Raw genomic sequence first — 21,273 nt, 5'->3', positions numbered from 1 at the left:
GATGGTAAGGCTATGAGCTGGCTTTATTAATATCATCAAGCAAGCCCTTGACATGAGCCCGAGTCGCTTCGGTGATGTTCACCCCACCTGACATGCGTGCCAACTCATCAATTTGTCTGTCGCCTGTGATGATGGACAAATGGCTCATCGTCTGCTCGCCATGCTCTTTGTGTACCAAGATATGACGGTGTGCCGCCGCCGCAACCTGTGCTTGGTGCGTGATGGCGAACAACTGCTGATGGTCGCCCAAACTTCTTAGTAGCTCACCCACCACCTGAGCTGTACCACCACTGATACCCACGTCCACTTCATCAAACACCAAGGTCGGGCGTGTCTCTTGATTCACGCCTGCACTCATGACCTGCATGATGAGAGCCATGCGAGACAGCTCGCCCCCTGACGCCACTTTGTGTAGCGGTTGCATGGGCATGCCGACATTGGCACTAAACATGAGAGCGATGTCAAACATCCCACTACCGCCATACTGATGTGTCTCTTTGGGGCTAAACTCAAAGACACAGCTGGCGTTCGGCAAGGCAAGTGCCGATAAGCGATGAGCCAGTTCGTCAGCGATTTGTGGGGCGATTTTGGTACGTTCGTGGTGCAGTTTGTCCGCCACACTCACATACTCATCCCATGCCCCTGCCACCTGCTCATCCATGGTCTCGTTGTCAGGCAGGCTCTCTAATTTGTCCAGTTCCGCCTGCCACTGCCCTGCCTGTGCGGTCAGCTCGTCTGTGGTCGTGTGGTATTTTTTGGCAAGGCGATGAGCCAGCCCCATGAGATTATTAAGCTCATCTAGTCGCTCTTCGTCAGGCAGTGACTGCTCGGCATAGTCCATAAGCCGTGCCACCGCATCATCTATCTGCTCGGACGCTTGGGTAAGTAGCTCGCTACACTCGGCGAACACTCGGCTTTTGTCCGATAAGTTATCACAGATTTTTAGACTGCGTGCTAACAGACTAGACACACTCATCTCGTCATTGTCTAGGTGCGTGACCGCTTGCACCGCTGACTGCATGAGATTTTCAAGGTTGGACAGCTCATCATACTCTTGCTCTATCTCGCTGATGTCCACCGCCATGAGTGGCTCAATGTCGCTTAGGCGTGATGACAAAAGTGCCATGCGGTCGGCACGCTGAGTGGACATGGCACGAGCGTCATCGGCTTCTTTTTTTAGGCGTTGGTATGCCCCAAAGGCGTCTTTGGTCGCTGATTTTAGGGTGTGCAAACCCCCCACATCATCTAGCCAATCGATGACAAACTGCGGTTTTAGCAGTTCAAGCCCTGCATGCTGTGAGTGGATATTGACCAAAATGCTGCCCAGTGATTTTAGTTCACTAAGGCTCGCTGGTACGCCATTTATCCATGATTTTGAGCGTCCGTTGGCACTGATTTTACGGCGGATGAGCAGTGTGTCTTCTTCTAGCTCTCGCTCATGCTCGGCAAACCACTGGCTCACCTTGTCATTATCGGTTACATCAAACTCGCCAAACACCGACGCTTCACTCTCGCCAAAACGCACCATGCCAGCGTCAGCTCGTCCGCCCACACACAGCGATAAAGCGTCCAATATCAAGGACTTACCTGCACCTGTCTCGCCCGTGATGACATTAAAACGCTCATCAAAGACGATTTCATGGTGCTTAATCAAAGCCAAATTATCTAAGGTTAGGGCTGTTAGCATGAATGTTCCATTATAAGTATGAATCGTTGCGATATTTTAGCACAATCGGGACTTGTTTGGATAATTTGGTCGGGTAAAAGAAATTTACAAGCCCAACGCACCAATCCCAAGCCCAATTTTAAAATTATCTAGGATTGATTTTAGCCATTTAGACTTTTAAGAATCAAATCCCACTTTCCTGCCCAAATATACAAATTATCGATTAAAAAACACATTTTTCCAAAACACAAACCAACCGCAAATGAATTTTATGGATAAAACTGCAAATATAAATGCAAAATTCCAGCTAAAACCATTTGCCCAATGTTGTTTATCAAACAACAAAACCGCACTCATTTCTAAGAAAATAAAATAAAGAATGATTGACAAAAACAACAATGTCATCGCCACTGTTGCCACACTAGAAAAAATAAACGAACCAACCGAATGAATGTTTCTTGGGTCTACACTAAGTCCGCCTAGCCAGTCCAAAGGTCGCCAAATAATCGTTGCAAATGCAAACAAGATGAGCGGAAAACAAAAACTTCTAAACACCTGAAAAAGAGCAGTTGCTCCACCAAAACTAGAAGCTAAAAACTCTCTTTCGGACGTGTAAAGTTGGTATAATTCTGTATCACTAGGCTTGATATATACTGAAAACAACTTACGATCAACTCTTTCTTTATCAGACAAAAAATCCGTATTCTCTCTTACCCACTCAATCAATGCACTCGCCCATCTTGGCTCCCATACAAGTGCCAAATCCTTAACCCATGCCGAAATAAAAAACACTTCAAATAAGAAGTATGAACCAAGAAAGATGATTGCCCATTTTTGGATAGGTCGCATGGCAAGACCACCTGTATGAGCAAGCTCTGCTTCTACTTCTGCTCTGTCGTATTCATTAAGTTCATCTAGGGCTTGTTGTAGTTCTTGCTCTCGTTTGGCAGTATGAGTTTTTGAAAAGAAAAGTTTAAACCAAAAGGGACAGAGTGCCATACAGGCACAGATGATAAGATAATAGATGAAGTTAAAGAAAAGGTTTTGGGCTTGACTGTATCCATTGATTTCAAAGCCTAAAAAGACAAATCCAATAAAGAACCAAAAACAGATAATAAGAGCATAATAAAATAGATTGTCTTCATACAGACGGTGAGAGACAAGCCAGTCGGCAATGGTGTCGGTGTGGGGCATGGGCGTTCTTTGTGGGTAAATAAAATAATCTTAGCATAGTGGGTGGGGTTTGTCATTGTTTTTACATCATCGCCAAATCCAGTATTTTTATCAAGCGAATTCGATTAATTTTTACCCAAAAAATATTTTATCCGCCCCCTTGTATCTTGGCAATTATCATTTATAATATCATCTTATATATTTATTAAGGTTAATAATAATGAGTACCACCCTACGCCAGCTAAAAGCCTTTGTGCTTGTCGCCGAGCAAAACAGTTTTACCAAGGCTGCCGAGACACTGTGCTTAACCCAGTCTGCCCTAAGCGGTCTGATTAAGGAGCTAGAACAAAATCTTGATGTCAAACTCTTTGACCGCACCACACGCAAACTACACCTATCAGATGCGGGTTCACGGCTACTGCCACAGGCTCGGCGAGTTCTCAATGAGATGTCGGTACTCAACGAAAAAGTCAACAACCTAAAATCACTACATCAAGGACACGTCCGCCTTGCCGTCTCTCAGCAGTTGTCTGCGTCCACCATGCCCAAATTTGTCGCCAAGTTCTGTGAGCTACACCCCAACATTCAGGTCACGCTCACCGACTGCTCGGTGGACAATGTGGTTGAGCACATTGAGAACCTAGAAGCTGATTTGGGGGTCGCTCCCGAACGTCCTTATTCTGATGATTTGAATGTGGATGTGCTGTTTAGCTCGCCTTTTTATCTGGTGCTGCCGCCAAACCACCCCTTTGCCCAAAAAGATGAAATCACATGGGCGGACTTACTTGATGAAAAGCTCATTACCCTAAATGGACCTTTTATTAAAAGCCTACAAAACGAACTTCCCAATAACATTTCAAGTCGCATCTTTAACCCCGATTTTGAGATTAATTTTCTCTCAACCGCCCTTGGCATGACCCGAATGGGACTTGGAGTGACGTTATGCCTACTCTATGCTGCCGAATGGGTGGAACTATACGGGCTGGTCATGCGACCCATCAGCGAGCCTGTGGTAGAACGCAAATTTTTGCTCTACACCCACAAAAACCGCTCGCTGTCGCCTGCCGCTCTTGCCTTTAAGGAATTTTTGATTAATAACGCTGGGGATTTTTTGGTCAGTAAGCCCACAACGGTATAGAATGGGTTGAAAAAATATAAGTCTTGACTTATAATTTTGGTAAGGGGGATAATAATGTGGGAAGTACTTTATGCTGATGAGTTCGCCAGATGGCTTGACACCTTAGACGATGACGAAATTGACAGCGTTTTATATGCCTTAAACATCCTAGCACAACTTGGACCGCAGTTGGGCAGACCCTATGCCGATACGCTTTATGATAGCACCATCTCAAACCTAAAAGAGTTGCGTATTCAGCATAATGGTAAGCCATACCGTGCCTTTTATGCATTTGACCCCATTCGCCGTGCCATCATGTTGTGTGCAGGCGATAAAACAGGCGACAAACGTTTTTATCAACGCATGGTACCCCTTGCCGAGCGTATTTATGACGAATACTTAAAGGATAATGAGTTATGAAAACTTACAAAACCCTAGCCGACCACATGGCAAGTCTGCCTGCCGAACGCCGTAACAAGATAGAACAGCGAGTTGCCGACACCTTGGTCAGTATCCGCCTAAGCGAGCTTCGCAAAAATGCCAAGCTCACCCAAGCCGAGCTTGCCGACAAAATTGGCGTATCCCAATCCGCCATTTGCCAAATGGAAAGTGCCGACAACCCCGAATACGCCACCATCAAAAAATACGTCCAAGCCCTAGGCGGAAAGCTCATTGTTGAGATTGATGGCAAGCAGTCAGTATTATTTGGCTGATAAAGCACCACCAAAATCATCATTCAAAAACAACAAAATTTCCCCACAACCGCCCGATTTTGCGTTATACTGACACGGTTTTTATTTAGTTTTTATCCACAACAACAAAGGTATTTGTTATGTTTGAACACGTTACCCCCTATGCTGGCGACCCGATTTTGGGTCTCATGGACAAATTTGCCAATGACCCACGCACCGACATCAAGGTAAACCTTGGCGTGGGCGTGTACTACACCGAAGACGGCAAATTGCCCGTCCTAGAATGCGTCAAAACCGCCGAAGGACGTATCGCCAATCCACCTCGCCCCCGTGGCTACTTGCCTATGGACGGTTTGGCAGGTTACAAAAAAGCGTGCCAAGAGCTACTGTTTGGCAAAGACAGCCAAGTTGTCAAAGACGGACGAGTTGCCACGATTGCCACGCTTGGTGGGTCTGGTGCCTTAAAAGTGGGAGCGGACTTTATCCACGAGTGGTTCCCCAACGCCAAATGCTATGTATCCGACCCAACATGGGGCAACCACATCAGCATTTTTGAAGGGGCAGGCATAGAAGTTGGCAAATACCCCTACTATGACGGGGCGACCATCGGGGTCAAATTTGATGAGATGTGTGCGTTTTTAAACACCCTAAACGAAAATGACGTGGTGCTACTACACCCATGTTGCCACAACCCCACGGGCGTGGATTTGTCAAACGAGCAATGGGACAGCGTGCTTGACATCATCAAAGACAAAAAACTCATTCCCTTTATGGACATCGCCTATCAAGGCTTTGGCGATGACATGGACGGCGATGCGTCTGCCATTCGTCTGGCGGTAGAAAAAGGCTTGACCGTGTTTGTGTCAAATTCTTTCTCCAAAAACCTATCGCTCTATGGCGAGCGTGTTGGCGGTCTGTCAGTGGTTGCCCCCACTAAGACGGAAGCGGATACCGTGCTTGGGCAATTAAAATTCACCGTTCGCCGTATCTATTCTAGCCCACCGTCTCACGGTAATGCGGTGGTGGACACCGTGATGAACGATGATGAATTGTTCAATCAATGGGTAGGCGAAGTGTACGAGATGCGAGACCGTATCCGTGAAATGCGTCAAAAACTCCAAGACGTATTGACCCAGAAGCTCCCCGAGCGTGATTTTAGCTACTTTACCAAACAGCGTGGTATGTTTAGCTTTACAGGGCTGACCGCTCCGCAGGTTATCCGCTTGCGTGATGAGTTCGCCATTTATATGGTAGAAAATGGGCGTATGTGTATCGCAGGGCTAAACAATGCCAATGTAGAATATGTCGCCAACAGCATGGCAGAAGTGCTAAAATAATCCAGTTGCCATAAAAAACCGCTCCGAATGACTATCGGGGCGGTTTTAGTTTATCCCATTTAACCCTTAGTTACGCAAATAATTAGTCACGCAAATAATGCTCAAACACCACCCCAAAGTCATACTAGCGAATGGCATTTAGGCGTTCGTTATAGCCTGCTTCTACCTTTTGCACCGTTTGATTGATGACGGTAGGTAGACTCATAATCACCGCTTCTGGCACGTCTTTTAAATTAAACATGCCTGTCACTGTCTCAAAGGTCTTCTCCAATACCATCTCATCATGACGGATTGCCTGACAACGCTCGGCAATGGCAGTCAATGCCTTGTAAATGTCTCGCACGCCTTCAATTTGACTTTTGTCAATGTCAATGCTAAACGCCAAACCGCCCAAATGAAACTTTAATTCCACGTCTAAATCCATTGTCCCTGCCGTCTCAATGGAGACTTGACTTGGGGCAAAATAGCGATAAGGATAGCGTTTTAGCGTACGTTTTTTGCTTGTGGCGGATTGCCCGTCCAAGTGGATAAAGGCGGTATTGGTAAAGCAGTATTCGTCCATTTTTGATTTGATGACAAAATAAATCCGCTCATCATCTTCATGAAAAATATAGTCGTCAATATCCGTTTGGTTAAACTGGCTGGGCGGTATGATTTTGCCAATGTCGGATAAACCAAGAGCGTCTGAGGCGAAGTTTTTGAACATGGGGATTTCCTTTTTTAAATGGATTGAAATAACTTAAATAGGGTGTGCCTGCCTTTTATATTTGCAATGAAAAAATGAGAAAAATCGCAGGTTTTTCAAGGAAAAAACGCAGGTTGATAGTCATTCTATCAAGCAAGTTTTTGCCTTCGAGCCACAAGATTTAGCCATTTTTCATGCAAAAACAGATAGTTTATTTCTAAAATATTTCTAAATTTTAAATTGTGTTATAAAGGGCGGGCACGCCCTAAGCCCACTTATTGTAGCACAAGCATTTTTTATTTTAAAAGACAATTTATTTTAAAAGACAATCGTGTTAAAAGATATGAGTTGGGTTTTTCATTGACTTATCATACAACCGTATTTGTAATCACTCCCAAAAACGATTAAAATAATCCCCTTTTGCCACATTTGGCAGGTTATCAAGGTTTATTTATGTCAAAATCCCCTTCGGTCTTTGGCGGGGCGATGATTATCGCAGGCACCGCCATTGGGGCGGGTATGCTCGCCAACCCCACCGCCACGGCAGGCGTGTGGTTCTCATGGTCGCTGTTGGTGTTCGCCTACACTTGGCTTTGTATGTACGCATCGGGTCTTATGATATTAGAAGCCAGCACCACATTTCCACCCAATGCCAACCTTGCAACCATTGTCAAATCCTTGCTCGGCAAAGGCTGGAACACCATCAATAGCCTATCGCTCGTCTTTGTGCTGTACATCCTGCTCTACGCCTACATCACCAGTGGCGGGGGCTTGACCGCCAGTCATCTGTCTGCCTTGACAGGCACGGACATCGCCCCACGCCTAGGCTCGCTCATCATCAGCGTGCTATTTGCGGTGTTTGTGTGGCTCTCAACTCGGGTCGTGGACAGAGTGGCAAGCGTACTGATGATTGGCATGATAACCAGCTTTTTCATCTCTGCCTTTGGCATGATGTCATCGGTTAGTCTGGATACGCTCTTTGACACTCACGCCCCAACTGGCACAGCTTACACGCCCTACATTTGGGTGGCATTATCCACGGTGCTGGTGTCGTTTGGCTATCATATCGGCGTGCCAAGCATGGTCAAATACTTTGGGGGCGACACCGCCAAAGTCGCCAAGTCGGTCTTGATAGGCTCGCTCATGGCACTCGGGTTTTATCTGCTGTGGCAAGTGGTCGTCCAAGGCAATCTACCACGCACCGATTTTGCCCCAGTCATCGCCAAAGACGGCGATGTGGCAACGCTACTAGGAGCGATTGGCAAATCGGGTTTTATCGGCACCATGTTGGGGGCATTTGCTTACATGGCATTGACCAGCTCCTTTTTGGGCGTGGCGTTGGGATTGTTTGACTTTTTGAGTGATTTTTTTGGGTTTGGCGATGACAAGACAGGGCGAGCCTATGCGGTGGCGGTGGTGTTCTTACCGCCTTTGGTGCTAAGTCTGATTGCCCCATTTGGCTTTACAACCGCCATTGGTTTTGCAGGGCTTGCCTTGACCGTATGGGGTGTCATCGTCCCTGCCCTGCTTGCCAAGGCTCACCGCCAAAAATACCCCGACAGCACTTACCGAGCTTTTGGCGGTCAGTTTATGATTTATTTTGTTATCGTCTTTGGTGTGATAAACATCATCGCCCAAATTGGCGGTTATTTGGGTGTGGTGCCAAGTTTTGGCGGGTAGATTCGGGCAAGGACGTTTGGTTTTTAAAAATAAAAACCCACACCCCACAAAAAAGCCCCGCATCTTTGCAGGGCTTTTCCTTTATCTTTCTTATCTTAATTTTAATGTCATGAGTGATAGCACCACAAGGATAATACACACAATCCAAAAACGTATCACAACCTTGGTTTCTTTTAGTCTCATTTCTTCAAAATGGTGGTGCAAAGGTGCCATGCGAAAGACTCGTTTTTTACGTAGTTTGTACGAGCCGACTTGAATGATGACCGACAAGGCTTCCATGACAAAAATACCGCCCATTAGGATAAATGCCACTTCTTGACGTGTCATCACCGCAATCGTGCCAAGCATACCGCCTAGGCTCAACGCCCCCACATCGCCCATAAAGACTTCGGCAGGGGCGGCGTTGTACCACAAAAAGCCCAAACACGCCCCAATCATGGACGCACACACCACGACCACTTCGCTATTATAAGCGATATACGGCACGGACAGATAATTTGCCCATTCCACATGACCCGACACATAAGCAAACACCCCAAGCCCTGCCGACACCAGCACCACAGGCAAGGCGACCAAGCCGTCCAAGCCGTCTGTTAAATTGACCGCATTGGACGTGCCGTTAATGGCAAAATAAGTGAGCGTAATAAAGCCAAGCCCAAATGGTATGACAGACAGCGGAATGACCCAGTCCTTAAAGACAGGTATGAGCAAATCCTGCATGGCGTGCATGGTGGTGGGATTTTGTTGCAAAGAGATATAGTAAAGCGACCCGCCAGCGAGCAACGCTCCGACCGACAGCCAAAAATATTTCTTTTTGGCGACCAAGCCTTGTGGGTTTTTGTGTTTGATTTTTAGCCAGTCATCACGCCAGCCGACCGCCCCAAAGATGACCATGACCGCCATCAAAATCCATACATAAGGGTTTGTCAAATTCGCCCACAGCAAGGTAGAAATCCCAATGGCAAACAAAATCAACACACCGCCCATCGTTGGCGTGCCTTGCTTGACAAGGTGCGTTTTTGGGCCGTCCGTGCGTACCGCTTGACCGTATTTGAGATTTCTAAGATAGGCGATGACAGGCTTACCCGCCATGAGTACAATCGCCATGCTCGTCATGACCGCAAGCAAGCTCCTTAGCCCCAAAGACGCAATGGTCTGGCTATACAAAATGTCAAAATAATCAATGAGCCAATATAACATCGTTTACTCGCTTACAGGTTGGGTTAAATCGTGGATTAGGGTTTCCATGGTGGTACTTCTTGACCCCTTAAACAGCACGACAGACGGCTCGTTTAATAGGCTTTTTAATTTTTCTAATAAGTCTGCTTTATTGGCAAAATGCTCACTATTGCCACGAATGCCATTTAGACTATCGGTGCAATGTTTCATCAGCGTGCCGACCGTCAAAACATGGTCAATATCAAGCGTGGCAAGGGTTTGCCCAAGTTTACCATGCTCGGACACCGCTTCATCGCCAAGCTCGCCAATGTCGCCCAACACCAAGATTTTTTGCCCGCTCTCGTTCGCCAAAACCTTACCCGCCATATAGATAGAATTGGGATTGGCGTTGTAGGTGTCATCTATCAAGGTATGCTCGCCAAAGCTAAGGCGAGTCAATCTCCCCTTTGGTGGCGTGGCACGCTCCAAGCCTGATTTTATCTTGTCAAGTGGCACGCCCAAGGCGGTGGCAATGGCGGTGCTGGCTAGGGCGTTTACCACATTATGCTCGCCCACAAAGGGCAACTGCACCTCGGTGCTGTCAAGCTCATCTATCGCCAGATTGACCGTCAGCTCAAAGTCGCTGTGCGTGCTGGCACAGTCTACATCATCGGCAAACACATCGCCCATAATTAGCACGCTGTCAAGGGTGGATAGCTCGTCTATCTCGGCTTGGGATAGTTTGCTAAAATCCAATGCTTTTTCGGGGCGTTCGGCTCGCTCGCCAAAGGTAATGTACTGCTCGGTAAATTTGGCACTCTCGTCTTTTAAAAAGTCAAAAAACTCATCGCCAAAGGGTAGCACCGCCACGCCGTCCGCCGTCAATGCCGAAAAAATCTCCGCCTTGGTACGAGCGATATTCTCACGACCGCCAAACTCGCCCAAATGAGCCGTGCCGATATTTAGCACGCACGCCACATCAGGCGACACCAGTCCTGCGGTGTAGGCAATCTCGCCCACATGGTTCGCCCCAAGCTCCATGACGGCAAATTCGTGTTCATCACACAGCTCTAATAACATCATCGGCACGCCCAAATCGTTGTTTAGGTTGCCACGGGTGGTCAAGGTGGGGGCAAACTGCCCAAAAATCGCCCCAAGCATTTCTTTGGTGGTGGTCTTGCCAGACGAGCCTGTCAGGGCAATCACGGTAAGATTGGGGTGAACATCACGACGGTATTTGCCAAGTTGCCCGAGTGCCAAACGAGTGTCATCAACGACAATCTGGGCAAAATCGCCCACGGCACGGCTTGTAATGGCAAGGCTTGCCCCCTTGTCAAAAGCGGTGGCGACATAGTCATGACCGTCAAAATTATCGCCCTTTAACGCCAAAAACACATCGCCCCGCTCAATCTTGCGAGTGTCAGTCGTAATACGAGTGCTTTGGGTAAAGCCGTTGGCGTTGTGCCATGTGGGGTTTAGGCTGGCTAATGCCTGTGTTAAATTATCGGTTTGCCAAATATATGGGGTCATGGGGTTCTCTTGTTTATTTGAGTTAATTTTTAAAATTTGGCATTGTTAATTAACGATACCTTTTGGATATTTTGTAGGGGCAAATTGCAATTTTCCCTGTGTAAAGTGTTGATTTTTGGGCGAATAAATTGCCCCTACATTTGTATACATCAAAACATTATTTAATCAACAAACATTTATAAATTGGGTTAAAAATAAAAACCCAATTTATCAAAATAATTTTAAGTCGTATTCATGCCAATCAAATCATAACAACCATCATGACATGAGTTTTTCTAATTCCAAAATTTTTTCTTGGATTTTATTTGTCAAGATTGCAATTTGTGGATTGTCTTTATTAGAAATTTTTTGTTGTTTTTCTAGGGCGTGTTGAACATTGATAACATTTTTATAAAATAAGATGAAAATTTGACAATTTCAATCAATTTTTGCATGAAAAATGGCTAAATCTTGTTTTTCTGCGTCAAAAACTTGTCTGATAGAATAACTATCAACCTGCGTTTTTTCCTTGAAAAACGGGCGATTTTTCTCATTTTTCATTGCAAATACCAAAGTTCAACACGCCCTAATAAAAATTGCAACCCTTCAATTTGATTTAATAACGATTGGATTTTTTCATCTTTTTCTATATGCTTGCCATTTTTGGCTTTTGACAAGATTGATGACATTCTCTTTTTTAACACATCATCATTTTCTACTTCTTGCTTATCAGTTGGATTTTGGGTTAATTTTTCAGCCAAAAGCCTTTTGATATCAACCGCCACCCATTGATTTGATTGACATTTTGGACAATCATATCTTTTTGCAATCCAAGCCACAATTTCATCAGAAAAAGCAAGCATTGCCACGCCACCTGTCATAATCGCAATGCAAATTGGCATGGCAAAACCTGTCCCTGCAAATAAATACGCAGTCCAAGCCCAATAACCACTACCAACAACCGCACCGCCAATAATGTTTATAAAGAATTTTAAATTAACTTCTTCATAATGGTTGCATTTTTGACATTGAATGTGCATTTTAAATCCCTAAAAATAAATACAGTAAATCTGTTATTTGCCAAATTTCCCAATCAACTCCCCAAGAATCGCCACATCATCAAAATCATACCGTACGCCCTGTATCTCTTGGTACGTCTCATGCCCCTTGCCTGCAATCACGACAATGTCCTGCTCGCCTGCGTCTTTTATGGCAAGCTCAATGGCACGTTTGCGGTCAGGCTCTATCACGGTGCGATAATGGTCATCGCACGTCATGCCGACCTGCATGTCGGAGAGTATGGCGTTGGGGTTTTCGCTTCGGGGGTTGTCGGCGGTCAAGATGACTGTATCCGCCAAGGCAAGCCCTGCCTGTGCCATAAGCGGGCGTTTGCCCTTGTCTCTGTCGCCCCCACAGCCAAAGACGGCAATGAGTTTGCCTGTGCAATGAGCTTTTAGACTCGTCAAAACTTGGGTCAAAGCGTCAGGGGTGTGGGCATAGTCCACGATAAACGAACCACGCTCGGACGGCACTTGCTCCATGCGTCCCCTTGCCCCTTTTAAGTGTTTGATATTATTGATAATTTCATCAAAACTTACATTCATGGCAAGGCTTGCCCCAATGCTGGCTAGTAGGTTTGCCACGTTAAATAAGCCTAGCAATGGGCTTTTTACCGTCATCTCGCCCTGTGGGGTTTGGATAACCAAATCCACCCCGTTTAGGCTTGGGCTGATTTGTTTGGCAAAAAAGTCCGCCTTGGGGTTTTTGGTGCTGTACGTCCAAATGGTAAGCCCCGACTGTTTGGCTTGACGGATAAAGATTTCACTAAATTCATCATCGGCATTGATAATGGCATGAGTCAGCGTGGGAAATAACGCCTTGTCAAAGAGCCGTGCCTTCGCCCCTGCATAGTCGTCCATGTCGGCATGATAATCCAAATGGTCTCGGGATAGGTTGGAATACACCGCCACCGTGATTGGCACGCCTTGCAAGCGGTGCTGATGAAGTCCGTGCGAGCTTGCCTCCAATGCGATACACTCTACGTCCGCTTGGGCATAGTCATAAATGGCGTGTTGTAGAGCGACCACTTCTAGCGTGGTATGGGTGCTTGGGGTTAAGTTTGGCAAAATGCCATTACCTGCTGTGCCCATGACGGCGGTTTTGTGATTGGCAAGGGATAAAAGCTGGGCGGTAAGCTGGCTAATGGTGGTTTTGCCGTTGGTGCCTGTAACTGCCACGACTTTTGGCAGAGCCGCCGCCCCTGTTTTTTGTAAATACGCCTTGACCAAATCACCCAAAATCAGACGTAAATTAGCAATATGCACAATGGGCATTTTGGTGTTATCCACGCCCATATCAGATGCACTTATCTCGGACAGCACCGCTTGGCTATTGTTACTATCAATATAGCCTTTTGCCTTGGACTTAATGTCAGGATTGACCGACAACAACACAAAAATCTCGCCACCTGCCACCTTGCGACTGTCCGACACAAAGCCTGTGATGAGCAAATCCTTGATACACCCCCAATCCATATCGGACACATGGGGCTGTAAAATTTCAGCAAAATCGTTGAATGTTGTCATAAAAATCCTTCTTAAAAATAAAAATAAAAATAAAGTGGTAAAACAGCTCACTGGCTCGTATCTAGTGGTTTGTCAAATGGCACGTTATAAATCCTAAGCGTCTCTTTCATCACTTTGGCAAACACAGGGGCGACGGTTTGCCCAGCGTATTTGCTCCGCCTTGGGTCTTCTACCAAAATCACCACCACAAAACGGGGACTGGTCGCAGGGGCAAACCCTGCAAAGACGTTGCGGTATTGATCGGTATAATAACCGCCTGCTGGATTGGTGCGACGTGACGTGCCTGTCTTGCCCGCCACATAGTAGCCGTCAATGGCCGCGGCCATCCCCGTACCGCCTTTTTCGGTCACGCTAATCATCATGTTGGTGATGTCTTTGGCATGTTGCTCGCTGATGACCTGCTCTGGGGCAGGAGCAGACTCTTCTTTGACCAGTCTTAGATGATTCATCTTACCCCCATTGGCAAGTGTCACATATGCCCCTGCAATCTGAGCTAGAGTGACCGACTGCCCATAGCCATATGCCAGCGTGGCACGACGGGTGACATCTTTGGCGGTCGGGGTATGTAACACGCCTGCCGACTCAGCGGGCAAGTTCAAAGCCGTCTTTTGCCCAAAGCCGAACTTTCTTTGCATGCTCACGATGGCATCGGGCGGTAAGTCTAGGGCAATTTTGGCGGATGCCACGTTGGATGACTTTTGGATGAGCTTACCCATGGCAATCACCCCATAGCGACCACCATCACGAATGCTGTACCCACCAAGTCTCATGCTACCCGCCCCTGTGTCAATAAGCGTTCGGGTGCTATACCGCCCCGACTCTAAGGCAGCTGCCACCGTCAAAGGCTTGACCACCGACCCCGGTTCAAAGGTGTCTAGCACAGGGCGGTTACGCTCGCTTGCCCCATGTCTTTTGGACAAATCATTCGGGTTAAAGGACGGCCACGACCCCATGGCAAGCACGTTACCTGTCTGTACATCCACAATCATGCCTGAGCTTGACCGTGCCGACTGCACCCGCCCAAGCTCTTCTAGCTCTTTGTACAAAATATACTGCAACCGTGAATCTATGGTCAGATGAATGTCCTGCCCTGCCATCATGGGCGAGAGTTCTTTGATGTCACCGATACTGCCTTGCACCGCTCGCAGGCTTAGCACTTGACCATTTTGTCCTGTCAGCTTTTTATCGTATTTGGCTTCTATGCCTGTTCGCCCCCCATAGACAGGTGGGTCATCTTGGGAATAGCCCATATAGCCCAATATCTGTGCCATGGGTTCAGGTTGTAGATAGTAGCGTTTCTCGCTCGTCTCTCTAAACACGCCCTTAAAGCCTAACATGGTAACCCGCTGAGCCATCTCGGGGGCGACTCGGTTAAGTAGCACCAATCGCTTCGACCCCATCCCCGATGGCAGGGCTTGTTTGACAGCTTCTGGGTCATCCAGATCCACCGCCCCGTCCAAATGTACCGCCTGTTCTAATGTTTCACGTGAAACACCACTGGCAACCGCCAGCGTTTCTAGATTCATCTCATCAAGTTCTTGCAGTAGCTTTTGGCGACGCTCTTCGCCTTTGGTGTTTTTGATTTTCTTTTGCAAATCATAATACGCCAAAGCATAGTCATAAGGGCTAAAAATCACCGTGCTCAAAGGGGCATTGGCAGCAAGCGGAGCCCCATTGGTGTCATAGATGTTGCCACGATGGGCGGTGATGGTTCGCTTACTGGTGATGAGCTTGTCGCCTTGGCTGATGTAGTAGTCGGCATTGGCGATTTGAAGCCAATAAGCACGAGCGAAAAGTGCCGAAAAACACACCACCATAACCGCCCAAACTATCTTATAACGCCCCACATCTTGAAGCCCACCCAACAGCGAGACGCCCGAGCTTTTTTTTCGTTTGCGTGTTTTTTTCAGGGGGCTTTGGGTTGACTTTTGGGCATCAGATGTGCGTTTGATGGCATGGCTTTTGTCCAGCTTTTTGCCCAGACTGTCGATTTTGCTTAGTTTCTCGCCAATATCACTCTTGGGGGACGTATTTGTCTTTTGCCCTGAGCGGTTTTGGTTTTTTGGGTGTTTGGGCTGTTTTGGGGTTTGGTCGTTTTTACTCATAAGACACCCCCGTGTTATCTAGATTGTCTAAATTACCAAGCTCGTCCCATTCATCTTGATTTATCTGCTCTTTTTTGGTTGGATAATGCATGCCAAGCTCGCCCACCGCTCGTCTTGCCACCTGTGGGGTTGCACTAAATGTCTGCTGTTCGATGAGCAGACGGCTCTCTTCGACTTGCATGTTCGCCAGTTGCTGTCTTAGGCGGGTAAGTTCTTGATAGGTCTGATGGCGTTTTTGGGTTTGTGTGGCTATCATTACGCCCGTGATGAGAATCCCGAGCAGTAATCCAGCGACAATCAGCCGATACAAGCCCACCAAGCTCATCCGCTCGGTCGTGTATTCGTGTAAGTCGCTGTCAGCACTTGGATTCATGGGGTTGTGATTTATAATGGTTTAAATGATAAATTAAATGGGACAAATCATGGCTATAATAAATCAATTGGATGGCTCAAATGCCGTCTGATTTCGCCTTGCCCCACGCAAATAGGCACTTCTGGCACGCACGTTGGCACGCACCTCGCCATCACTTGGGGCGATGCGATAGGGCTTATCAAAGTATTTTGGGCGTTTTGGCGGTAGGGGCATTTTATCATCGCCCTCATGTCGCCCTTTGCTGTGATTGTTTAAAAACTGCTTGATGATGCGGTCTTCTAGCGAATGAAAGCTAATGACGGCAAGCTGTCCGCCTGATTTTAGGGCGGTTAGGGTTTGATGTAAAAAATCTTTGACATCACCCAGTTCATTATTGATAAATATCCGCATGGCTTGAAAACTCTGCGTGGCAGGGTGCTTGCCTTTTTGCCAAGCAGGGTGAGCTTGTTTGATAGTCTCGGCAAGTGCCAACGTGGAATCATAGCTGTCCATCGCCTTAATCGCACGGGCGATTCTACGGCTATGACGCTCCTCGCCATATTCATAAAGCACATTGGCAAGGGTTTCCTCGTCCACAACTTTGAGCCACTGCCCCACGCTTTGTCCACGGCTCGTGTCCATTCTCATATCCACCGCCCCATCTTTCATAAAGCTAAACCCACGAGAGCCATCATCAAGCTGTGGGCTAGACACGCCCAAATCCGCCATGATACCGTCCACTTGATTGATGCCAAGTTTTGCCAAATTTTCATTAAGATTGGCAAAGCTGTCATGCACCACCACCACACGGCGGTCGGTGTTGGCAAGCTCGTGTGCTACCGCTATCGCTTGCGGGTCTTTGTCAAAGACAATAAGCGTACTATCGGGTGTCAAATATTTAAGCAACAGACGGCTATGCCCCCCACGCCCAAAGGTGGCATCGACATACACGCCTGCCTGTGGCGACACACCCGACAAATCGGACACACCAAGCACGCCTGCTACCGTCTCATGCAGTAGGACAGTCTGATGAATAAAGGCAGGTGTGTGGTCGGTCGTGGTCATGATAATAGGCTTGGATGTGTTTGGGTGTTTGGTTTAAAATCGGCTTAAAATCAGTCTTGATAAAAACAAAAACCAAGTCCGTCTCGACGCACTTGGCTTGCTTGGGTCGGCGTCACCCATGGCGATGATTATTGGTTGGTCGCTGGCTCTGTTGCCTGTGTTTCCAACTGCTTCATCAACTCTGCCATTTGTGCTTCGGTAGCAGCTTGGGCATCGGCAGTCGCCTTTTTGGCACTGGCTTCATCTAGTAGCTCTACGGTAAAAATCAAGGTGCTGTTAGGTTCAATCACAGGCGGTGCCCCTGCTTCGCCATAACCCAACTCTGACGGTAGATAAAACTCATATTTACTGCCAGCAGGCATGAGTTGCACGCCTTCGGTAAAACCGGGAATCATGTGACCTAGGTCAAACTGGGCAGGCTCGCCACGCTCATACGAGCTGTCAAAGACTTTGCCATCAATGGTCTTACCCTCATAGTGTGCCACCACCACATCTGTCGCCTTAGGCTTGGCTCCTGTGCCTTCGGTAATGACTTTATATTGTAGTCCTGATGGCGTGGTTTTTACGCCTTCTTTGGCTTTGTTTTCTTCTAAGAATTTTGCCCCTGCTTCTTTGTTAGTGGTCGCTTTGGTTTCTAGCTCTTTGACCGCTTCTGCTTCTTTGCGTGTTTGGTATTCTTCAAAGATGGCACGAGCTTGCTCATCGGTAAATTTACTCTCTTTGCCCTCAAAACCCTCAGAGAGTGCCGCTGCGATGATTTTTGGGTTAATCTCGCCGTCCATTTCTTTTAGGTTTCTGCCTGCGTCATGACCCAAGATGTAGCTGATTTTGTCCATTTCAGGGCTTTGTTCGCTGATGTTTGCGGTGCTGGCAGGTTTGGCGGTATTGCTCTCTTTGTTACAGCCTGTTAGGGCAAGCATGGACGCCATTAGGGCAGTCATCAAAAAAGTGGTGCGAGTGGTTTTCATTGTGTGTCTCTTATTTAAAAAATAGGCTCTGGTTCAAAAAGTATGCTACAAGGAAAACCGTTCGTGGTGAGCTTGTCGAACCATAACGGTTTTCCTACCCTTCGACAAGCTCAGGGTGAACGGAAAACCTAGTTCAGCATACTTTTTAGACTACTACCAAAAAATAAAACGCCGTTAGTAAATATTGGCAAAATCATCAAATGGGCGTGCTAACTGTCCAACACCCAAAATCGCTTACAAAATCACTTGGCGAAAAAATACAGCATATCATACCAAAAAAACATAAAAATCGCCATGATGATTGCAAAAAATTTTTAATGATATAAAACGCTTGAGTATGATTATTGTTACTTTATCTGTCTTTTATGCTTTTATGAAAGACAAAGCTGGGGTGGGGCGATTGGATAAATAAGGGTAGATTTTGGATTTGGTAATCGACAAATAGGCATTTTTAAAAAACAAAGCATTAGCCAATTAAGATAATTTTTACCATATAAATGTGCAATATATTCATATCTATCACAGGGCAAATGGCAATTTACCCCTACACATCTATTCAAAGGTACAGTCAAAAAAATTGAATTTTACTACGGAAACCGTTCACCCTGAGCTTGTCGAAGGGTCGGTTTCCGTCATGGTTCGACAGGCTCACCACGAACGGAAACCGTTCACCCTGAGCTTGTCGAAGGGTCGGTTTCCGTCATGGTTCGACAGGCTCACCACGAACGGAAACCGTAGCACTTTTTCATTTTGTAGAGTGTATTATTCATCAACAATGCCAAAACAAAATAAGCACCCCTTATCCTAACGACTTCTAAAAACTTCCCACAGCACCATACCTGTCGCCACGCTCACGTTCAGACTCTGAGGGCGGTCGGGGTTGTCCGTCATGGGGATATAAACGAGCGTATCACACAGCTCGCCTGTGAGCCGTCTCATGCCGTCCCCTTCTGACCCCATGACAATGGCGACTTTTCCGCCAAAATCACACGCCTGCAAGGGCTTGGCACTCTCATCAAGAGCCGTGCCAAACACAAACACCCCTGCCGATTTTAACTTCTCCAAACACCGTGCCAGATTAGTTACCGCAACCACAGGCACACTCTCTGCTCCGCCTACCGAGACTTTGGCGACCGTTGGCGTTAGCCCCACTCTTTGATGACGTGGCACGATGACTGCTGATACGCCCATGGCACTTGCCGTTCGCAGACACGCCCCAAAATTGTGTGGGTCGGTAATCTGGTCTAGCACCAAAAACACCGCATTATCCTGCCCTGCTAGGCTATCAAGCTCGCTGTCGTCCAGCATGGGGCGAGAACGTGCCGACAGCACCACGCCTTGATGTTGGGGACTGCCACACAGTTCGGTCAATGTGTCTTTTTGGGCGGTTTGTACCGACACGCCAAGCGATGTGGCAAGGGCGATAATCTCATCGTGGTTGTCGTTGTGATGATTGTCATAGCTTTGCACAAATAGGGCTTTGGCGTCCATTGGGCGAGTATTTAAAATCGCTTTAATGGCGTGCGTCCCATAAAAATGGGGCATGGTGGGTTTTTTGGGTTTTTGGGTGGGTTTTTTGTTTTTTTGAACGTCTTTTTTGGGGTCTTTTTTAAAGGATTTTTGGGTGGTCATGGGGGTTTTCCAAATGGGGTTATTTTAAATCATCACACGAAACGGATAACCGTGAATGCGATAAATGCGAAAATCGCTGTCAATGGTGGCAATGTGGCTTAATGTCTCACGCTGTGCCAAATGCACAAGACAAGCGTCCGCAAAATCCATTGGCACGTTGCTGTCAAAATCCATTGGCACGTTGCTGTATTGGCTCATCAAATCCGCCAATGCTGGCATATCTTTATGGCTAAATTCGGCAATCTCAATGCGTGCCAAATGCAAAAAATTTAACAAGGCATTTTGTGGGCGTGGGTGAGCAAGTAAAAACATGGCTTCGGTAACACACGCCAAACTTGTGATTAACGGCTTTTTATTGTCTTTGATAAATTGCACGGATTGTTGATGATATTTATCACTTTTATCAAACAACGCCACAAAAATACCACTATCAATCAATATTTTTGCCATGCTTTTCCAATACCTTTTGTAGGACTAATTTTTTGACATTTTGGCTTAATGTGCCGTCATGACTTTCCCAACAACCAAACAACTCTTTACCATGCTCCCATGCCAAATTTTCATGGGGGTCTTGGTTGGATTGGTCGGCTTTTGGCAATAGGTTTTGGACGTATTGGCTTACGCTTAAATCTTGGGCGTGAGCGTGAGCGATGAGCGTTTGTTCTACGCTGGGCGGTAGGTCTAAAATCAGCATGGCATATCCTAATTGCATTTTGCCCCATTATAACAAAATTTTTGCCCAAACCGACATTCTCCCTTGAAATTTTGCCCCATAACCTTTATCAATAAGGGGAATTTTATCCCATTTGGAGAACACCATGAGCGAACAAGAGCCAATCCTAAACGAAAACGAACAAACCGAGCCTACCGAGACGGACGAGCTTGCCAAACTGATTGCCACCATTGAAACGCTTGAAGCCGAAGTCAAAGAAGCCAAAGAAGCACAGGCTCGTGCCAATGCCGAGTCCTACAACGCCCAACGCCGTATGGAGCAAGAAACCGAAAAGGCAAAAAAATTCGCCCTACAAAAGTTCGCCAAAGAACTGCTTGACGTGGTGGATAACTTGGAGCGTGGTCTACAAGCCAGTGAGCAAGCAGGGGCAGATGAAGCTACCCTTGAAGGGCTACGCTTGACCCACAAATCACTACTGACCGTCCTAGAACGTAATGGCGTGGTTGCCGTGGGTGAGATTGGCGATGCCTTTAACCCTGATATTCATGAAGCGGTGGGCATTTTCCCTGATGCCGACAAAGACACCATTGGTCAAGTGTTGCAAAAGGGTTATACCTTAAATGAACGTACGTTACGCCCTGCAATGGTGCTTGTAGGGGCATAGCCTTGCCCTAAATGTGGGCGAATTGCAATTCGCCCCTACTGGATAAATCATCAAAAACACATAGGCAAAATTTTATCAACGCCTATGGATTTTGTTTTAAATTTCAATGGCTTAAAACAAAATTTTTACAAAAAATTTTTTAAAAATTTGTCAAATTTTCTCTTGAAAATCCAAATTTGACACAAATATAACAGACAAGTTTGGCAAAACTG

General features: G+C 46.7%; 21 protein-coding genes. 6 read left to right on the top strand and 15 right to left on the bottom strand.

Annotated features, from left to right (window positions below; all coding sequences use genetic code 11):
- Positions 1-10: 10 nt before the first annotated feature.
- Positions 11-1,687, bottom strand: coding sequence for a DNA repair protein RecN (gene recN / locus AAHK14_RS05395; protein WP_065255073.1), 1,677 nt, complete (start codon positions 1,685-1,687; stop codon positions 11-13).
- A gap of 195 nt (positions 1,688-1,882) precedes the next feature.
- On the bottom strand, positions 1,883-2,860 hold the full coding sequence (locus AAHK14_RS05390) for a hypothetical protein (RefSeq protein WP_065255072.1): 978 nt from the start codon (positions 2,858-2,860) through the stop codon (positions 1,883-1,885).
- 199 nt (positions 2,861-3,059) lie between these two features.
- On the opposite strand from AAHK14_RS05390, the gene AAHK14_RS05385 reads away from it, so the two are divergent.
- The 4 genes from AAHK14_RS05385 to AAHK14_RS05370 all read left to right on the top strand — a co-directional run bounded on the left by AAHK14_RS05385 (position 3,060) and on the right by AAHK14_RS05370 (position 5,985).
- Entirely contained in the window at positions 3,060-3,977 is a 918-nt protein-coding gene (locus tag AAHK14_RS05385) for a LysR family transcriptional regulator (protein WP_065255071.1), read from the top strand.
- 54 nt (positions 3,978-4,031) lie between these two features.
- The gene (locus tag AAHK14_RS05380) at positions 4,032-4,376 is read left to right on the top strand and encodes a type II toxin-antitoxin system RelE/ParE family toxin (protein ID WP_065255070.1); all 345 of its coding nucleotides are present in this window, start codon (positions 4,032-4,034) and stop codon (positions 4,374-4,376) included.
- Complete coding sequence (locus tag AAHK14_RS05375; protein WP_065255069.1) at positions 4,373-4,669, top strand: helix-turn-helix transcriptional regulator; 297 nt, start codon at positions 4,373-4,375, stop codon at positions 4,667-4,669. The genes AAHK14_RS05380 and AAHK14_RS05375 overlap by 4 nt, the downstream gene beginning before the upstream one ends.
- 119 nt (positions 4,670-4,788) lie before the next feature.
- Positions 4,789-5,985, top strand: a complete 1,197-nt coding sequence (locus AAHK14_RS05370) for an amino acid aminotransferase (RefSeq protein ID WP_065255068.1) — start codon at positions 4,789-4,791, stop codon at positions 5,983-5,985.
- Positions 5,986-6,109: 124 nt separating this feature from the next.
- Here AAHK14_RS05370 and AAHK14_RS05365 read toward each other — a convergent pair whose 3' ends face one another.
- Positions 6,110-6,691, bottom strand: a complete 582-nt coding sequence (locus AAHK14_RS05365; protein ID WP_065255067.1) for a PH domain-containing protein — start codon at positions 6,689-6,691, stop codon at positions 6,110-6,112.
- Positions 6,692-7,123: 432 nt separating this feature from the next.
- On the opposite strand from AAHK14_RS05365, the gene AAHK14_RS05360 reads away from it, so the two are divergent.
- Entirely contained in the window at positions 7,124-8,350 is a 1,227-nt protein-coding gene (locus AAHK14_RS05360; RefSeq protein ID WP_065255066.1) for an aromatic amino acid transporter, read from the top strand.
- 90 nt (positions 8,351-8,440) lie between these two features.
- On the opposite strand, the gene mraY is transcribed toward AAHK14_RS05360, so the two are convergent.
- From mraY to AAHK14_RS05300, 12 genes are all read right to left on the bottom strand, one after another.
- Positions 8,441-9,550, bottom strand: a complete 1,110-nt coding sequence (gene mraY, locus AAHK14_RS05355; protein ID WP_065255065.1) for a phospho-N-acetylmuramoyl-pentapeptide-transferase — start codon at positions 9,548-9,550, stop codon at positions 8,441-8,443.
- 3 nt (positions 9,551-9,553) lie between these two features.
- A complete protein-coding gene (gene murF / locus AAHK14_RS05350) occupies positions 9,554-11,038 on the bottom strand; it encodes a UDP-N-acetylmuramoyl-tripeptide--D-alanyl-D-alanine ligase (RefSeq protein WP_065255064.1) in 1,485 nt (494 codons plus the stop codon).
- Positions 11,039-11,455: 417 nt separating this feature from the next.
- Positions 11,456-11,578: a hypothetical protein gene (locus AAHK14_RS05345; RefSeq protein WP_255518625.1), complete on the bottom strand. Its 123-nt coding sequence runs from the start codon at positions 11,576-11,578 to the stop codon at positions 11,456-11,458.
- Positions 11,575-12,057: a hypothetical protein gene (locus AAHK14_RS05340; RefSeq protein ID WP_065255063.1), complete on the bottom strand. Its 483-nt coding sequence runs from the start codon at positions 12,055-12,057 to the stop codon at positions 11,575-11,577. Before AAHK14_RS05340 ends, AAHK14_RS05345 begins: the two co-directional genes overlap by 4 nt.
- Before the next feature lie 33 nt (positions 12,058-12,090).
- Positions 12,091-13,602 (bottom strand): UDP-N-acetylmuramoyl-L-alanyl-D-glutamate--2,6-diaminopimelate ligase, encoded by a 1,512-nt coding sequence (locus AAHK14_RS05335; protein WP_065255062.1) that lies wholly within the window; start codon positions 13,600-13,602, stop codon positions 12,091-12,093.
- Positions 13,603-13,649: 47 nt separating this feature from the next.
- Positions 13,650-15,707: a penicillin-binding protein 2 gene (locus AAHK14_RS05330; protein WP_083108288.1), complete on the bottom strand. Its 2,058-nt coding sequence runs from the start codon at positions 15,705-15,707 to the stop codon at positions 13,650-13,652.
- Complete coding sequence (locus AAHK14_RS05325) at positions 15,700-16,080, bottom strand: cell division protein FtsL (RefSeq protein ID WP_065255061.1); 381 nt, start codon at positions 16,078-16,080, stop codon at positions 15,700-15,702. The genes AAHK14_RS05330 and AAHK14_RS05325 overlap by 8 nt, the downstream gene beginning before the upstream one ends.
- Before the next feature lie 63 nt (positions 16,081-16,143).
- Positions 16,144-17,124, bottom strand: coding sequence for a 16S rRNA (cytosine(1402)-N(4))-methyltransferase RsmH (gene rsmH / locus AAHK14_RS05320; RefSeq protein ID WP_065255060.1), 981 nt, complete (start codon positions 17,122-17,124; stop codon positions 16,144-16,146).
- A 128-nt stretch (positions 17,125-17,252) separates the two neighbouring features.
- Positions 17,253-18,092 carry an FKBP-type peptidyl-prolyl cis-trans isomerase gene (locus AAHK14_RS05315; RefSeq protein WP_083108287.1) on the bottom strand — a complete coding sequence of 280 codons (840 nt, stop codon included), beginning with the start codon at positions 18,090-18,092 and terminating at the stop codon, positions 17,253-17,255.
- Between the two features lie 804 nt (positions 18,093-18,896).
- Positions 18,897-19,637: a 23S rRNA (guanosine(2251)-2'-O)-methyltransferase RlmB gene (rlmB, locus tag AAHK14_RS05310; RefSeq protein ID WP_065255079.1), complete on the bottom strand. Its 741-nt coding sequence runs from the start codon at positions 19,635-19,637 to the stop codon at positions 18,897-18,899.
- 111 nt (positions 19,638-19,748) lie between these two features.
- Positions 19,749-20,174, bottom strand: coding sequence for a PIN domain-containing protein (locus AAHK14_RS05305; protein ID WP_194092671.1), 426 nt, complete (start codon positions 20,172-20,174; stop codon positions 19,749-19,751).
- Complete coding sequence (locus AAHK14_RS05300) at positions 20,155-20,436, bottom strand: hypothetical protein (RefSeq protein ID WP_065255058.1); 282 nt, start codon at positions 20,434-20,436, stop codon at positions 20,155-20,157. The genes AAHK14_RS05305 and AAHK14_RS05300 overlap by 20 nt, the downstream gene beginning before the upstream one ends.
- 106 nt (positions 20,437-20,542) lie before the next feature.
- Between AAHK14_RS05300 and grpE the strand changes: the two genes are divergently transcribed.
- The gene (gene grpE, locus AAHK14_RS05295; protein ID WP_065255057.1) at positions 20,543-21,061 is read left to right on the top strand and encodes a nucleotide exchange factor GrpE; all 519 of its coding nucleotides are present in this window, start codon (positions 20,543-20,545) and stop codon (positions 21,059-21,061) included.
- Positions 21,062-21,273: the final 212 nt, after the last annotated feature.

It is taken from the genome of Moraxella sp. K1664, assembly GCF_039693965.1.
Taxonomy (GTDB): Bacteria; Pseudomonadota; Gammaproteobacteria; order Pseudomonadales; family Moraxellaceae; genus Moraxella.
The sequence above is the reverse complement of the archived record's forward strand: the minus strand, read 5'-3'. Positions and strand labels throughout refer to the sequence as shown.